At 37.7% G+C, this 17630-nt stretch carries 13 protein-coding genes; 11 read left to right on the top strand and 2 right to left on the bottom strand.

Annotation, left to right across the window (positions count from 1 at the left end):
* Positions 1-75: 75 nt before the first annotated feature.
* From ALLST_RS0106390 to mscL, 11 genes are all read left to right on the top strand, one after another.
* On the top strand, positions 76-870 hold the full coding sequence (locus tag ALLST_RS0106390) for a mechanosensitive ion channel family protein (RefSeq protein ID WP_019893295.1): 795 nt from the start codon (positions 76-78) through the stop codon (positions 868-870).
* Complete coding sequence (locus ALLST_RS0106385) at positions 867-1511, top strand: hypothetical protein (protein ID WP_019893293.1); 645 nt, start codon at positions 867-869, stop codon at positions 1509-1511. Before ALLST_RS0106390 ends, ALLST_RS0106385 begins: the two co-directional genes overlap by 4 nt.
* Positions 1512-1605: 94 nt before the next feature.
* Complete coding sequence (locus ALLST_RS0106380) at positions 1606-2496, top strand: hypothetical protein (protein ID WP_019893291.1); 891 nt, start codon at positions 1606-1608, stop codon at positions 2494-2496.
* A gap of 214 nt (positions 2497-2710) precedes the next feature.
* Positions 2711-4501, top strand: a complete 1791-nt coding sequence (locus ALLST_RS0106375; RefSeq protein ID WP_019893290.1) for an aminopeptidase P family protein — start codon at positions 2711-2713, stop codon at positions 4499-4501.
* A gap of 545 nt (positions 4502-5046) precedes the next feature.
* Complete coding sequence (locus tag ALLST_RS0106370) at positions 5047-5241, top strand: hypothetical protein (protein ID WP_019893288.1); 195 nt, start codon at positions 5047-5049, stop codon at positions 5239-5241.
* A gap of 670 nt (positions 5242-5911) precedes the next feature.
* Entirely contained in the window at positions 5912-7729 is a 1818-nt protein-coding gene (gene kdpA / locus ALLST_RS0106360; RefSeq protein ID WP_019893285.1) for a potassium-transporting ATPase subunit KdpA, read from the top strand.
* A gap of 15 nt (positions 7730-7744) precedes the next feature.
* Entirely contained in the window at positions 7745-9808 is a 2064-nt protein-coding gene (gene kdpB / locus ALLST_RS0106355; RefSeq protein ID WP_019893283.1) for a potassium-transporting ATPase subunit KdpB, read from the top strand.
* A 28-nt stretch (positions 9809-9836) separates the two neighbouring features.
* Positions 9837-10442 (top strand): potassium-transporting ATPase subunit KdpC, encoded by a 606-nt coding sequence (gene kdpC / locus ALLST_RS0106350; protein WP_019893282.1) that lies wholly within the window; start codon positions 9837-9839, stop codon positions 10440-10442.
* A gap of 220 nt (positions 10443-10662) precedes the next feature.
* On the top strand, positions 10663-13365 hold the full coding sequence (locus ALLST_RS0106345; protein WP_019893281.1) for an ATP-binding protein: 2703 nt from the start codon (positions 10663-10665) through the stop codon (positions 13363-13365).
* Positions 13358-14059, top strand: a complete 702-nt coding sequence (locus ALLST_RS0106340) for a response regulator (protein ID WP_019893280.1) — start codon at positions 13358-13360, stop codon at positions 14057-14059. The genes ALLST_RS0106345 and ALLST_RS0106340 overlap by 8 nt, the downstream gene beginning before the upstream one ends.
* A gap of 225 nt (positions 14060-14284) precedes the next feature.
* A complete protein-coding gene (gene mscL, locus ALLST_RS0106330) occupies positions 14285-14710 on the top strand; it encodes a large-conductance mechanosensitive channel protein MscL (protein ID WP_019893278.1) in 426 nt (141 codons plus the stop codon).
* A gap of 61 nt (positions 14711-14771) precedes the next feature.
* Here the strand turns inward: mscL and ALLST_RS0106325 are convergent, their stop codons facing one another.
* On the bottom strand, positions 14772-15956 hold the full coding sequence (locus tag ALLST_RS0106325) for a pyridoxal phosphate-dependent aminotransferase (protein WP_019893277.1): 1185 nt from the start codon (positions 15954-15956) through the stop codon (positions 14772-14774).
* Between the two features lie 243 nt (positions 15957-16199).
* Complete coding sequence (locus ALLST_RS0106320; RefSeq protein ID WP_019893276.1) at positions 16200-17579, bottom strand: ISL3 family transposase; 1380 nt, start codon at positions 17577-17579, stop codon at positions 16200-16202.
* Positions 17580-17630: the final 51 nt, after the last annotated feature.

Here is a 17630-nt window from a genome sequence, read left to right as displayed (position 1 = left end):
TCTAAAGCAAGCGATGTCTGATAAAATTAAAGTTCCTAAATCACTGAACAAGAAAATGAAATCGAGGGATGAACAATGTGGGAAGAACTCATTAAAAATAGCTTTTGGATCGATCTTGCAGCGGCAATGGCAGAGATTGCTGTTGGGTTTTTCTTTGGCTCTTTTGTCAAAAATATCATATTAAAATTTCAAAATGCGAGAGGAACACTTGTTGATCAAGGTGTTTTAACGTTTACCGGATCGGCAGTCAATATTTCGATTCGAATCATCGCAATTGTCATTGCCTTAGCGCAAATTGGCGTGAATATGTCAGTTGTAGTCGGTGCTGTTTCTGCTTTAGGTTTAGGTGTTTCTTTAGCTTTGCGAGAAAATATGGCCAATGTGGCGAGTGGAATTCAAATTTTGATGACAAAACCGTTTCGTATTGGGGACTACATCCAAAATGAAGAGTTTGAAGGAACAGTCAAAACAATTGAAATTATGTTTACAACATTAGAAACATTTGATTTACAAGAAGTCGTCATTCCTAATGCCCAATTGATCTCTACGCCGATTGTGAATTACTCTGTTTCACCAAGTCGTCGTGTGGCTTTTATTGTGCCGGTTTCACGAACATGTTCTTATGATCAAATCCAAAATGAGATCCAAACGATGCTCGAAAATGAAACGGGCGTATTAAAAGATCCGAAGCCGATGACTGTCGTAGCAGACTACAGTACAAATGGAAAATCACTCATGATTCGCATCATTTGTTTTGCGAAACAAGAAGATTATTGGACTGTGTTAGCCAGTGTTCGTAACCGTGTTGAACAAATTGTGCAAAACCACGAAGATGCACTACCAAAAGAAAATATAAAGGTACTTTCATGAATCTCTATACGTATTTAAATGCTAAACGCTTTGATGTCGATCAAATTCCGAGTTGTGTATTTGCGCCCACAAAGCGCTTGATCAATCAAATTCGCTCGTTGCCAATCCCATTTGTTCAACAAGAACAAATGATTTTTAAACTTTTAGAAAAGTTGAATCAAAATCAAGAAGATGCACAAACTGCATTAGATTGTTTTCAAGAACAGTTTGCAAACGAAAAAGAAAAACTGATCCAAACAAAAAACAAATGGACAGTTGATTTTTGGGATGCTTTGCTAGCAATCAGTGCTTGGATTGTTTTATTTGATGTGCTGTTTGATCAAATTATCGACCATCAAAATTTAATGGGGATGATGAACTTTGGATTATCACAAATCGTTAGTGCACTGGGACTCTATCTAGTTTGTCGGGCATTGATTGAAGTGATTATACGCTTTGATCATGGAATTTGGCGTTGGCTTTCTTTAGCCGGATTATTTGTTTTGTTTTTAGCCATCCGTTATGTTTCAAAGCTGGCAAGTCTAGATCTGCAAGTTTCCGTAGTTGCTGTTGCAGCCCTTTTTTGCTTCATTTTTGGATTGAGTTTATGGAAATTGAATTGCTTTTATGGGACAAAGCGTGAAGAAAAACGGATTCAATGATACGATAAAAAACGGTGATTGAAAAATATAAGAAATAGCCCTCTCGAATCGGGAACTATTTTTAAACAAAATAAAGGAAAAAAGAAGAGAAAATATGAATGGAATTTTGAGTAACGTTTACCTTCAACTCGGAATTGGAATATTCATTGCGGTCCTGATCGCTTGCTTGCCATTTAAAATGATCGCATTATGTACGACACCTTTTTCGATGAAGACGTTTGGAATCCGTAAAATCAAACGCTGGCATTCTAGAACGGATACATTAGCCAACTTCATGATCTGGATTTCAATTATTTTATGTGTGAGCGCACCATGGATCCCATATTCCCCTTGGATATATGGAGTGTGGCTGACTTTCACTTATCTTTGTACATTGTCGCGTGTTGTTCGTTTAACACAAGCCAACAATGATGCCAATAAGCGAATCGTGATTTTCTTTGTCAGTGCTATTTATGCGATTAGCTTAATGTGTGCTTTAGGCATGATGAATGGTTATATGTTATGGAAATATTTCTTTGACTATGCCAACACGATCGAATCCAAAGAAGCATTCAATATTATGCTTTATCTCAACAACATTACTCCAATGGGATATTTAGCTCAATTGATTGTATTGCTTGTTCCTGTAGTCAATCTATGGGGACAGTTTAAATATATGCGTTTAGAAAATACATTTAAAGGCGTCCATATTGTCTCTTATGTAATTAAAACGCTCTTGATGTTGTCAATCTTGTTTGGTTTAGGTGCTTATTCTACAAATGTGCTCTCCATGATCTATAACCAAGATCAAACTCTCACAAAGCTTGTTCGTCTACCGCATAATAAAAATGAAGTGGATCAGATTACTTCAGAATCAATGCCACCGGAAGAAGCGCAACCAAGTGCTCCAGTAGATCCAAATGCCCCAGCACTAGTTGATCCAAATGTGCCAGTAGATCCAAATGCCTCAGCACCAGTTGATCCAAATGTACCAGCGGGCGTTTAAATTAAATTTATTGAATTTATTGATTCAATAAAACCCTTTTTGACAAAGCTCAAACGCAATAATTTGAGTTTGTATGAGAAGGGTTTTTATTTTTGTTTGACTAGGAAAGACAAATTCTTACCCAACATTGTGAAAAATGGTCTACAATGAATAGAGATGCTTGCTTACAGACTTTAAATAGCCTTGTGCACGCCAACGAAAGAAAGGAATACTTATGGAATCCAATCAAATGAAATTATTACGTGAAAAGATGAGGGAACATGATGTCCATGCTCTGATCATTCCAACTTCTGACTTCCATGATACTGAGTATGTTTGTGACTATTTCAGTGCTCGTCGCCACTTCTCAGGATTTACAGGAAGTGCTGGTGTCCTTGTTGTTTTAGATGACCAGGCAGGAGTTTGGACAGATGGACGCTACTTCATTCAAGCCGCAAAAGAATTAGAAGGCAGTGGCATTGATTTAATGAAAATGGGCGAAAAAGATACGCCAACGATTAAAGATTATATTTTAGATCATCTTGCTCAACACCAACGCGTTGCTTTCGACGGTCGTTGCGTATCGATGACTGATTTTGAAATGTATCAAAATGCATTCAAAACAAAAGATCTGGAAATTGTTACAGATTTAGATTTAGCAGGAGAAGCATGGCCAGATCGTCCAGCTTTACCAAACTCTAAAACATTCCACTACGATGAAAAATATACTGGCATGTCAATTGCCGATAAACTCGTTGCAGTTCGTGAAGCAATGAAAAAAGAAGGCGCTAAATATCATGTCCTCTCTAAAATTGACGAAGTTGCTTGGCTCTACAACTTACGCGCTCACGATATTCCAAGCTTTCCAGTCGCTTTAGCATACTCCATTTTAGATGATCAAGATTATGGCGTTTTATATATCGATGGTTCTCGATTAGATGATCAAAGTAGAGAATTATTGACACAAAATGGAATTGAAATTAAAGGATATCGCGACATTTACGCAGATGTTGAAACACTCGATGGTTCAGTTTTAATGGATAAAAGCTTTATCAACTCTCGCATCGGTCGTGCAATTCAACAACCAATTTGGTCAGTCGATCCAGTTCAACTTTTAAAAGCGAAGAAAAACCCAGTTGAAGTTGAAGGTTTCTATGAAACACACAGACGTGATGCAGTTGCAATGATTCAATTCTGGAAATGGTTAGAAGAAGAAATGAATGCTGGCCATACTGTAACGGAAATTGATGCAAGAAACCACCTGCACCATTTACGTTCTTTACAACCAGAATTCGTAGAAGACTCTTTCACAACAATTTCTGCATATGGTGCAAATGCGTCTATGCCTCACTACCACCCAGATGAAGCTCATCCTGTTGTCATTGAACCAAGAGGTTTATACCTTCTCGATTCTGGTGGACATTATTTAACAGGAACAACAGATATTACTCGTACATTTGTTGTTGGGGAATTAACAGATGAAGAACGTGAAGCGTTCACTCTTGTTTTACAAGGACACATCCATCTGTCTCGTGCCGTATTCCCTAAAGGCGCATGTGGATTAAACTTAGATATTGAAGCACGTCAACCATTATGGAAAAAAGGATTAGATTTTAATCACGGAACAGGCCATGGTGTTGGATGCTTACTTAGCGTTCATGAAGGTCCTAACGGCATTAGATGGAGAATTGTACCAGAACGTCGCGATTCTGCACCATTAGAAGTCGGTATGGTCACAAGTAATGAACCAGGTGTTTATGTAGAAGGTAAATTTGGTATTCGTCACGAAAACTTAATCGTCACAAAACCTTATTGCTCAACTGAAAGTCATGATTTCTTATGCCATGATCCACTAACATTAGTTCCATTTGATGTTCGTGGATTAGATTTAAACATCATGACTGATGATGAAATCGAATGGTTAAATGCTTATCATAAACGTGTATATGACACAATTTCTCCACGTTTAACTCAAGAAGAAGCAGAATGGCTGAAAAATAAAACAGCACCTATTTCAAAAGCTTAAATTTTGATTTGCTAAAAAGTATGATCGGTAATGATTCGTCCTTGTATACATAGAAATCAATAAGCATCTTACATGGTTTTACATAGAATCAAGAAGGCTCTAAATATGTAAAAAGTGTTGAATGGTATGATGAAGGTATATCTTTCATGGCTGAAGAAGAAAACTGGCCAAGCCCTTTATCTTGTCTACAATCCAAATAGTGGATTACACCATCACAATATTGATGAAAGAATAAATTGATGTGTAATGATCGAATTTTTCTTTCTTATTTAAGAACAAAATAAGTCTGAACAAGGTGTCAGTAAGCTCGAACAAAAAGATTTGAGCGAATCTGGCACCTTGTTTTGCGTTGGTTCAAGACGATAGTCTGAACATGCTGTTTTGGGATTATGGAAGAGTCATGGTGTATTGGATATCTAACTGCCCTCGATAAGTACTGAAAAAAAACAATTGAGGTTTATAGGATCTTAATTCTGTTATCCTTGTCCTTTCCCTATTTTAATTCAAGTCGTGTAATTCTTATTGGTGTAAGGGGGATAAGAATTATGACAAATTCATTAAAATCTATTCATCAAATTTTACATAAAATGGATGCTCGGGCAGAACATTTGGCTTTTAGACATCCATTATATGGGTTGCTGTTTATGTTTATTGGATTACCAATTTTAACTTTGTTTGCGCTTTTTTTATTCACTTTAATGGTTGCATTCCCAATTGCATGGGGATTAGGTTTGCTATAGAAGTATCCTGATCTCATACTCATGTTTTGATTATGACTAATGTAATTGATTCTAAGTAAAGTTGAGTGGGATTGATCTTCTGGATCTAAAAATCTAATTCAGGAGAATTGTAATCTTCTGGAACAATCTGGATAAGAATGGTTTAAAGCTGTAGCACCGTACATGAGAACTGTACGTACGGTGTAGTGAGAGGGTGAAATTTGAATTAATCCTATTTGACTCTATTCCTTCTTTACGGAGTTACCCTTACTCATTGGGCGGCAAAGAACTCAAATTAATCGGCTTTTTATTGGACCATTTTGAGAATACGAAAAGTTTATTTTAGTTTCTATTTTTCCAAATTCGATAATCATAAGAATCATTTGGCGAACAAGAAATCATGTTAACTAAATGACGTTGATATTTATTGATTATCCTCTTTTTCATTTCATCTAGTTATTTTTTAAATGTTATTTGTCTAAATTGTTTTTCGATAATTGTTTTTATTTCTTTATACAGTTTTAATCTCGTGGCGTTTGAGGTTAATCCATTTTTAATTTGGCACGAACTATAATCTGTATCACATGTAAGGAGGAAAAAGTATGAATGTCATTGTTGGAGCAATTGGTCTTTGTGCCACAGCTCTTTTGATCTTCTATTTTTATATTTTGATGAAAGGGGATGAACAGTAATGTTTGCGACAGTGATGCAATATGTCCTGTATCTTGCATTTTTGATTGTGCTGGCCATTCCACTAGGTGCTTATATCAAAAAAGTAATGAATGGGGAAAAGACATTTTTATCTAAAATTCTCACACCCTGTGAGACTGCTGTTTATAAGGTGATGGGTGTGGATAGTGAAGAGCAGATGAATTGGAAGAAATATGCAATTTCAGTGCTGATCTTTTCTGGGATTGGATTTGTCTTTCTTTTTGTCTTACAGCTTTTACAAGGTGTTCTTCCCGGAAATCCGCAACACTTAAAGGGTGTGAATTGGGATTTAGCTTTGAATACCGCAATTAGCTTTATTACTAACACAAACTGGCAGGCCTATGCCGGAGAGTCAACATTGAGTTATTTAACTCAGGCGGTAGGCTTGACGGTTCAAAACTTTCTTTCAGCTGCAACTGGAATTGCGGTATTGTTCGCATTGATTCGTGGCTTTATCAAAGTGAAAGCAGATGGGCTGGGAAGTTTCTGGGTCGATGTGACGCGAATTATTATTCATATTCTTCTGCCATTGAATGTTGTAGTTTCCTTACTTCTCGTTGGTGGAGGTGTAATTCAAAATTTTGATGGAGCAAACAGTGTTGCTTTAGTTGAGCCTATAGCAGTGAGTCAAGATGGTGAAATTCTTGAAGATGCTGATATTAATGTATCTTCCAATACCGTTAAAGTTGATGGTCAAGTTATTGAAGATGCAAAAATTGTGACTGAGCAATTTGTTCCAATGGGACCGGCGGCTAGTCAGGTTGCGATTAAGATGACTGGAACGAATGGTGGCGGCTTTATGGGCGTAAACTCGGCACATCCTTTAGAAAATCCAAGTGCATTTACCAATCTGATTGAAATGACTTCGATCTTGTTGATCCCAGCTGCTTTATGTTTTACCTTTGGCAGCGCGCTTAAAAACAAAAAACAAGGGGTCGCAATTTTTACGGCGATGTTTATTTGCTTAGTTGTTGCGATTGCCTGCATTGGGGTCAGTGAACAAGCAGGAACTCAGCAACTTGCCCAAAATGGGGCAGTGAATATTTCACTAGTGGACCAGGCTGGTGGAAATATGGAAGGAAAAGAAGCACGCTTTGGAATTGCTTCTTCCTCAACTTGGGCGGCTTATACAACTGCGGCTTCCAATGGTAGTGTTAATGCGATGCATGATAGTTTTACGCCACTTGGCGGTATGGTCACCATGCTTTTAATGCAAGTCGGTGAAGTGATCTTTGGTGGTGTAGGTTGCGGACTGTATGGAATGCTTGCATTTGCGATTTTGACCGTCTTTATTGCGGGATTAATGGTTGGTCGTACACCGGAATTTTTAGGAAAAAAGATTGAACCTTATGAAATGAAATGGGCAGTTCTAGTTTGCCTGACAACACCGATTGTGATCTTAGTGGGTAGTGGAATTGCAGCAATGATTCCTGAAGTGAGCGAGAGTTTAACGAATCATGGCGCTCATGGCTTTAGTGAGTTGTTATATGCCTTTTCTTCTTGTGGAGGCAATAACGGATCGGCTTTTGCTGGTTTCAACAGCAATACAGTATTTTTAAATGTCTCATTAGGTCTGGCGATGCTCATTGCTCGTTTTGTACCCATTGTGGGTACTTTGGCGATTGCGGGAAATTTAGCCAAAAAGAAAAAAATTGCAACAACGGCAGGAACTCTGTCGACAACAAATGGAATGTTTATCTTCTTATTAATTGTTGTCGTTTTGATTGTAGGCGCATTGAGTTTCTTTCCGGCTTTGGCTTTAGGTCCATTAGCTGAGTTTTTCAGCAACCTGATGTAAGGAGGCATGACTGTTATGAAAACAAAAAATGCTTTTGTGGATAAGAAAATGCTGACGAGAGCGATTCGAGATTCATTTGTAAAACTCAATCCCAAAACACAACTGGATAATCCTGTGATGTTTTTAGTTTATGTTTCAGCAATTTTGACTACAGGACTTTGGATCTTTTCTTTATTTGGCCTAAAAGATGCGCCAAGTAGTTATACATTAGCGATTGCAATTATCCTTTGGTTTACCTGTCTGTTTGCTAACTTTGCAGAAGCAATTGCTGAAGGACGGGGAAAAGCACAAGCCGATTCACTTCGGGCAGCAAAAAAAGATGTAGAAGCATATCGCATTGCTTCAATTGATCGTAAAGATCAAATCACTACTGTATCTTCTAGTATTTTAAAAAAAGGAGATTTAGTTCTCGTTAAAGCCGGTCAACAAATCCCAGGGGATGGGGAAGTCATTGAAGGAGCGGCATCAGTGGATGAAAGTGCGATTACAGGGGAATCGGCTCCTGTTATCCGTGAAGCGGGTGGAGATCGCAGCGCAGTAACCGGAGGAACAATGGTTCTTTCGGACTGGATTGTCGTTCAAATTACGAGTGAAGCGGGTCAAAGTTTTTTAGATAAGATGATTGCGATGGTAGAAGGGGCAGCGAGAAAGAAAACCCCAAATGAAATCGCCTTGCAGATCTTTTTGATCGCATTATCGATTATCTTCATTTTAGTTACGATGTCTTTGTATACCTATTCAATCTTTAGTGCAAAACAAGCAGGTATCGATAATCCAACTTCTGTGACCACACTAGTTGCCTTACTTGTTTGCCTTGCTCCAACAACAATTGGCGCCTTGCTTTCTGCAATTGGAATTGCAGGGATGAGTCGACTGAATCAGGCCAATGTTTTGGCCATGAGTGGTCGTGCTATTGAAGCGGCCGGCGATGTCGATATTTTAATGCTCGATAAAACAGGAACGATTACGTTAGGAAACCGTCAGGCAACTGCTTTTATTCCAGTTGATGGGGTTAGTGAACAAGAACTTGCCGATGCGGCACAACTTTCTTCTTTAGCTGATGAAACACCAGAAGGAAGAAGCGTAGTCATTCTTGCAAAAGAAAAATTCAATATTCGAGAAAGAAATTTAACCGATCAAAAAATGAATTTTATTCCGTTCACTGCCAAAACAAGAATGAGTGGTGTGGATTATGCGGGAAACGAAATTCGAAAGGGCGCTGCCCAAGCAATTCGGGAATATATTGAAAATGCAGGTGGAGTATATTCTGAACAATGTGATCAAATCGTTCAGGAAATTGCTCGTGTCGGTGGAACTCCCCTTGTTGTAGCTAAAAATCATCAAGTATTAGGGGTTATTCATTTAAAAGATATTATCAAACAAGGGGTCCAAGAAAAATTTGCGGATCTACGGAAAATGGGGATCAAGACCATTATGATTACTGGCGATAACCCGATGACCGCTGCGGCAATTGCAGCCGAAGCGGGGGTGGATGATTTCCTTGCCGAAGCAACCCCTGAAGGTAAATTATCGATGATTCGTGATTTCCAGGCAAAAGGCCATTTAGTTGCTATGACAGGAGATGGGACCAACGATGCTCCCGCACTTGCACAGGCCGACGTTGCTGTTGCTATGAATACAGGAACGCAGGCCGCAAAAGAAGCGGGAAATATGGTTGATTTAGACTCTTCACCAACTAAATTAATCGATATTGTTCGAATCGGAAAACAGTTATTGATGACAAGAGGAAGTTTGACGACTTTCTCGATTGCGAATGATGTAGCTAAATATTTTGCAATTATTCCAGCATTATTTACTGGATTATATCCCGGACTTGCGGCAATGAATATTATGGGATTGCATTCCCCACAAAGTGCTGTTCTTTCCGCTATTATTTATAATGCTCTAATTATTGTTGCCTTGATCCCCCTGGCACTTAAAGGAGTTAAATATCGTGAGGTCCCAGCAGGAAAGCTGCTTTCATCTAATTTATTTGTTTACGGATTAGGAGGATTTATTGCACCGTTTATCTTCGTCAAACTGATTGATATGTTACTTGTCGCATTTGGATTGGCTTAAGGATTAATAAGGAGTGAATAGCGATATCATGAAAGAAATTAAACAAATAACTAAAAAAGCATTGAGTATGTTAATTGTCTTTACTGTGCTTTGTGGCATTGCTTATACAGGAGTTATTACCGGAGCTGCTCAATTGATTTTTCCACATCAATCCAACGGCAGCATCATTGAAGTGAATGGAGTTCGATATGGAAGTGAGTTATTAGGTCAACAATATAATGATGAACGTCATATGTGGGGCAGAATTATGAATCTTGATGTTTCAACTTATCAAGATGAAAATGGAGAACCATTGATGTACGCAACACCAAGTAATCTCAGTCCAGCTAGTGAAGAATATCAACAACTTGTTGCCCAACGCGTTGATATGATTCGTCAGGCTAATCCAGACATGAAAGAAACGGCAATTCCGGTGGATTTAGTGACTTGTTCTGGAAGTGGATTAGATCCTCATATTTCTAAAGCAGCGGCAAATTATCAAGTTGCAAGGATTGCTAAAGAGAATCAAATGAATGAACAAGAAGTGCAAGAGATAATCGACAAATGCACTCAAGGTAAATTTCTAGGCGTGTTCGGTGAAGAGACGGTCAATGTTTTAAAAGTGAATTTAATGTTGGATGGCATATTAGAATAGAAAAATTTTAAAGAGCGTGAATACGCTCTTTTTTTGTAATTTTTTATTGTGATAGTTGAGATGTGAAGTGTAAATTTTACTATATGATTTGCATGACCCCTGAGTTTGGATAAGACTTAAAATTATTCTTTAGATTTTCTTAATACGATTAGAGAAATACTTTTTTAGAATTTATTTACTTTAGATTAGAATACATGAATATATTGATGGAGGCGATGCTATGAGTGATGGTAGACAAAATCCCGATGAACTGCTCAAAATCATCAATCAGGAAGACAAACAACGAAATAGAGGACGTTTGAAAATATTTTTTGGCTATGCAGCAGGGGTGGGAAAAACATATGCAATGTTAGAAGCTGCTCATGAAGCAAAAGAAAACGGTATAGATGTGGTTGCCGGTTATATTGAACCACATGCTAGACCCAAAACAATGGCTTTACTGCAAGGATTAGAAACGATACCAACATTGAAAATTGAATACAACGGTATCACACTTAATGAATTTGATTTAGATCAGGCAATGGCGAGAAAACCACAACTGATTCTTGTGGATGAGCTCGCGCATACGAATGCAAAAGGATGCCGTCATACAAAACGTTATCAGGATATCGAAGAATTATTAAAAGCAGGCATTGATGTGTATACGACAGTTAATGTCCAGCATATTGAAAGTTTAAATGATATGGTGGCTTCCATTACACAAGTATTAGTTCGTGAACGAATTCCTGATTCGATCTTTGATCAGGCTGATCAGGTAGAACTTGTTGATATTGAACCCCAGGATTTAATTGATCGTTTAAATGAGGGAGATGTATATAGTGAAGAGCAAGCAAACAGAGCAATTCAGAATTTCTTTACGGTCGAAAATTTAACGGCACTTAGAGAAATTGCCCTGCGCCGTTGTGCTGATCGGGTTAATCGGCTAACGGGAAATGAACGGATAAAAAGTCGAGGAGATTATCATACCGATGAGCATATTCTAGTCTGTCTTTCTTCTTCACCCTCGAATGCCAAAATAATCCGAACCGCAGCGCGGATGGCATCGGCTTTTAGAGGTGCATTTACAGCTTTGTTTGTTGAAACACCCGACTTTCCAGAAATGGATGAACAAGACCGCAATCGTTTGCGTACCAATATGCGCCTGGCTGAACAACTTGGCGCTAAAATCGAAATCGTATATGGAGATGATGTTCCATTTCAGATTGCAGAATTTGCCCGTCTTTCTGGTGTGTCCAAAATTGTGATTGGACGTAGTTTGGCTACAAAAAAGAATGTGTTTGCTAAACCGACTTTAACCGAAAAAGTGATTTCACTTGCACCGAATCTAGATGTCCATGTTATTCCCGATTCCAATCAAAATATCACAGGCTACCATCCCAAAAAAGCTAAACAGAATCGCTTTTTCGTGTTTTCTTTACCAGATATTTTGAAATGTTTCGCAATATTAGGAATATCGAGTTTAATTGGCTATTTATTCAAAAGTTTAGGTTTCGATGAAGCCAACATCATCGCAGTTTATGTATTAGGCGTTTTAGTCACTTCTGTTATGACAACTCATCAAATTTATAGTTTGATTTCGTCGATTGTCAGTGTTTTGGTGTTTAACTTTTTGTTTACAGATCCGAAGTTTACGTTTCAGGCTTATGATCAAGGATATCCAGTTACTTTCGTAATTATGTTTATTGCAGCATTTATTACGGGTTCTTTAGCGAACCGTTTAAAAAATCATGCTAAGCAATCAGCACAAGCTGCATATCGCACTAAGATTTTGTTTGATACCAACCAACTCTTGCAGTTTGCTAAAGGTCAAAATGAAATCATCTCTGCTTCCTGCATACAACTGAATAAATTATTAGGAAAAGATATTATTTTTTATCCGGCGCAAAATGATACGCTCAAAGATCCGATGACATTTTTTATTCATCAAAATTCTTTTGATCCAAGTTATATTAATGAAAATGAGCAAGCAGTTGCAAAATGGGTGTTTAAAAACAATAAACATGCCGGGGCGACTACAGAAACGTTATCTAATTCAAAATGTTTATATTTGGCTGTGCGGGTAACCGATCAAGTCTATGGTGTTGTAGGCATTGTGATGCATGATGAGCCGCTTGAAGCATTTGAAAAAAGTATTTTACTCTCCATACTGGGGGAATTTGCATTAGCGATGGAAAATGAGAAAAACGCAAGAGAAAAAGAAGAGGCGGCGGTGCGTGCTAAAAATGAAGAACTACGCGCAAACTTACTCAGAGCAATTTCTCATGATTTACGAACGCCATTAACGTCTATTTCTGGTAATGCGAATAACTTGATCGTCAATGGTGAATATTTTGATGAACAGACCAAACTACAGCTGTATACTGATATTTATGATGATTCGATGTGGCTAATTAATTTAGTAGAAAATTTGCTTGCTGTGACCCGCATCGAACAAGGACGACTGAATATTCAAATGAGCGAAGATTTGATCGATGATGCAATTGATGAAGCTTTACGTCATGTAAATCGAAAACGGGTTGAGCATAAGATTTCTGTCAAACGAAGTGATGAATATCTTCTAGCAAAAATGGATGCCAAATTGATCGTACAAGTGCTGATTAATATTATCGATAATGCGATTAAATATACTCCGAAAGGATCATCAATTGTGATCGAATCAAAAAAACAAGGGAACAACGCGATCGTTTCTATAAGCGATGATGGTCCCGGTATATCCGATGAAGTTAAAGCACATGTTTTTGATATGTTCTATTGTGGATCAAATAAAATCGCAGATAGTAGACGAAGCCTTGGTCTAGGCTTATCTTTATGCAAATCGATTATTAATGCCCATGGAGGAACGATATCGGTATTGGATAATCAGCCTCATGGCACAATCTTTAGATTTACATTACCGATAGGAGAGGTGAAAATTCATGAATAAACCACTTATACTTATTGTCGAAGACGACCCGTCAGTTCGCAACTTGATGGTTACTACACTTAAGACGCACGATTATCGTTATTTAACTGCCGAAAATGGGGAAAATGCGATACTAGAAGCTTCTTCTCATAATCCGGATATCGTTTTACTTGATTTAGGTTTACCGGATATCGATGGAGTGGAAATTATCGAAACAATCCGATCCTGGTCTAGCATGCCGATTATTGTTATCAGTGCACGAAGTGAAGATCACGATAAAATTGGAGCATTAGATGCCGGCGCGGATGATTATTTAACAAAGCCTTTTTCAGTTGAAGAGCTTTTAGCAAGGCTACGTGTTGCCCAAAGACGTTTGCCATTAATGCAAAAAGATCTCGATAATCAATCCTCTGTTTTTAAAAATGGGGATCTGATCATCGACTATGCTGCCGGTTGTGTCTATTTGAAGGGCGAAGAATTACATTTAACTCCGATTGAATATAAATTGCTTTGTATATTGGCGCAAAATGTTGGCAAAGTTTTGACTCACACTTTTATTACTCAGAAAATATGGGGAAGTAGTTGGGATAATGACATCGCTTCTTTGCGTGTCTTTATGGCGACATTGCGTCGGAAAATCGAAGAGGATGCAAACAATCCGCAATATATTCAAACCCATATCGGTGTGGGTTATCGCATGTTAAAAGACGAATAACAGGAAGAATTTATAGAGTAGAAAAAAGCCTCGATGGAAAATTGTGTGGAATCATCTAAAAACAAGGAGGCTTACTATGCAAATTACCGATCGTATGAATTTTATTCAAAACTCTGTATTTACCGATTTATGTAAAGACAAAGAACAATATGAACAACACATCACCACACAAAATTTGTGTTTTTTAAAACTCTAAAATATACAGAGGAGTTCAAAGAAGAAGGTATGAAAGGATTTTTCCAAGAATTTAAAGATTTTATTTCACGAGGAAATGTCGTCGATATGGCTGTCGGGATCATTGTTGGTTCGGCATTTACCGCAATCGTGACTTCGTTAGTCAACGATATTATTACGCCAATTGTCGGTATGTTTTGTGCTGGCGTTGATCTAGCGCAACTCTCTATTCAAGTAGGAACGGTGCAAGTGAAATATGGTGCGTTTTTACAAGCTATCGTTAATTTTTTGATCATCGCATTTGTTGTATTTATGATGATTAAAGCGATGAATGCCGCTTCTAAACGGGCTGCTGCTTTAGTGAAAAAAGAAGCAGAACAAGAAGAAAAACCAGAGCCTAAACCAGATCCGCAAATTGTATTATTAGAAGAAATTCGTGATCTTTTAAAAGAAGAACGTGAAGTACACAAATCATAAAAAACGAAAAAGCAGAAGAACCCTTCAAAAGAAGAAGTTCTTCTGCTTTTTTTGAATCATTTTAGTCTGAAGTTGTTAAAGAATGGAAAAATTGCGTTTGTTCAAATCGTTTAGCAGCTTGGCAAATCGTTTCATTTTCCGTCACTAACGCAAGACGGACATAGCGTTTGCCTTCTTGTCCAAAGGCAAGTCCTGGCGTCACTAACACGCCCGTTTTAAACAGTAAATCTTTGGTGAAAACATAAGAATCTTCATATTCATCGGGAATCTGAGCCCAAATAAACATAGTCGCCTTAGTTAGTTCAATTGCCCAACCGGCTTTGGAAAATTCTTGTTGTAGCAGTTGGCGTCGCTCAATATAAGTTTGTCTAGTTTGTTCAACAATTTTCGATCCTGTTTGTAAAGCTTCAATACCAGCATATTGAACAGGTAAGAATACTCCATAATCAAGATTCGATTTTAGTTTGCGATATTGAGCAATGACTGTTTCGTTCCCCACCATTACCCCAAGTCTAGCTCCAGCCATGCCATAAGATTTGGAAAAGGAATTGAGTTCAATGCCGACTTCTTTTGCGCCATCGAAGGATAAAAAGCTTTTTCCTTTCGAGCCATCAAAAATAAGATCAGAATAAGCATTATCATAGATCACTAGAATGTCGTTTTCTTTGGCAAAACGGATGAGCTTTTCAATAAACCAATCAGGGGCAGTCGCTCCTGTTGGATTGTTTGGGTAACAAACGATCATCATTTTGGCTTTTTGCCGTTGGATCGGGCTAATCGCGTCAAAGTCGATTAAATAATCATGTTCTTCTTTTAAAGGCATAAAGAGAATATCGGCTTGAGCAATATGAGGTGCATCGACATAAGCGGGATAATAAGGGTTTTGAACGAGAATGCCATCGCCAGGATTACAATAAAGAAGCGGTAAATTGACGAGTGCTTCTTGTGAGCCTTGTAAAAGACAAATCTCATCGGCAGTTAAACGAACTTGATAGCGATTGAAATACCATTCGCTAATCGTATCGATCAATTCATTTAAAGGATCCACAGCATAGCGATAATTACGCGCAATTTGAGCTTGGTTAGAGAGTGTTTGAATCACGTTCGGTGCCGGGGGAATATTGGGTGAACCTAAAGTAAAATCTAATACTTGTTGGTGATGTTGTTGTTCATATTGTTCTTTGTCTTTGCGTAAATTGGCAAATACAGAGTTTTGAATAAAATTCATACGATCGGCAATTTGCATAGTAAGTCTCCTTAAATTCAAATCCATTAAAATATTTGAACAATCAAACATAATGGTGATGTAGAATTTCTGTTTCTTTATTTTAACAAATTAGATTTACACAAAGAAAAAAGAATAGAGGAAAGGATGCGATAAAAAATAGAATTGAAATAATCGAGAGAATGAGAAAACGACAGGCATAATCAATGAAGAAAATGAGTTTAAAAACGGCTCTATGGAAAATCGTGTGGGATCATCTATGAATTAAGCTGATCGATAACGACTCATGTCAATTAACTTCAAGAAGAAATATTCGTCATCTCGAAAACCATAAGACATTCTTCGAACCGTTTTGATTCTATTATTGATCCCTTCTATTTTGCCATTAGACAAGCGTAGAATCGCATGACTAATCAATCCATTCCAGTGTTTGAGGATTAAGTTAGAGAACCATTTAAAATGTTCATTCTTTGTCGCATTGCAGATTTCTACAATATGCGTAAGATGATTTGCCATTGTATTTTCGTCACTTGTCGCATAGGCCTCTTTTAGTTCTTCTTTAATGAGATCTATGGCGAAAAACAGTTCGTTCTCTTTAAATAGCTGTTTATATTTCTTCATTAACCCGCCTTTGCGAATTTTGGGTTCTTTTCGAAATAGGACATGACCAGAATCAAGAAAAGTTCCTTGACTCGCTAACGCATCCTTCCTTTCAAGTGTTTCTGGAGAGGATAGAAGAATATATCGGGTTTGTTTTAATGAACGAGCTTTCCCAATATTACCTTCTTCGATTAAGCGGCGCTGCTCGTCTTTTCTGACCATAGAAATGACCTTGTCATTAAAGTTTTTGATCAAATGAAAACGATCATACACAACCTGGATCCATGGACACTTTTCATGGAATGCCGAGTAGAAATAAGCATTCATATCGCAGCTCACCGCTTTAACGTGACGCATCCAGTTGTATCCTACATGGTTGATAAAATCATATACAATCTGTTTTTTCTTTCCAAAAGCGATCCATAGGATATGTCCTGTATCCAGATCGATAATATGAGTGGCATATTGATGATGGTTATGAAGTTTAAATTCATCAATGCCTAGATAACGAGAATACTCCATAGGTTTCTTGAGTTTGCGATGAGATCCATCTTCTGTCGTGTAGAGCTTTGAGAGACGATCTTTATCAATCGCTTTTACAGTATGAGGATCTACTCCACAGATCTGTGCGATCTTTTTAAGCGATAAATCGTGTCGTTCAAGATGATATACGATCTGTTTATAAAGATCAGTGGTCATTCTGTGATTGGGGCATTCATAAGGGATCTGTTGCACATGGGTTTTATGGCATTTTGGACATTTGAATCGAGTAACCTTCACAAAAATTCTGCAAGTTGAATTTCCCTTGGATTCATGCTTGAGTACTCGAGTGATTTGACCATGAACATGCATCGTCGTTTTACAACAAGGGCAAACAGAATCTTCTGGAGTAATGAATTGTTCACCATAGATATGATAAAAAAGTTGTCCGGAATCGCTGACGATTAGATCAGTTGTTTGATTGATGAATCCAGTCAGTGATTCAGGATAAACAATAGCTCCAGGAATAGTTTGACTGATGGTCACAGAACAGTTAGTATGCATATGAGATCTCCTTAAGTTGTTTTGTGGTTATTACAATTTTAAAGAGATCTC

It is taken from the genome of Allobaculum stercoricanis DSM 13633 (assembly GCF_000384195.1).
Lineage (GTDB): Bacteria > Bacillota_I > Bacilli_A > Erysipelotrichales > Erysipelotrichaceae > Allobaculum > Allobaculum stercoricanis.
The sequence above is the reverse complement of the archived record's forward strand: the minus strand, read 5'-3'. Positions and strand labels throughout refer to the sequence as shown.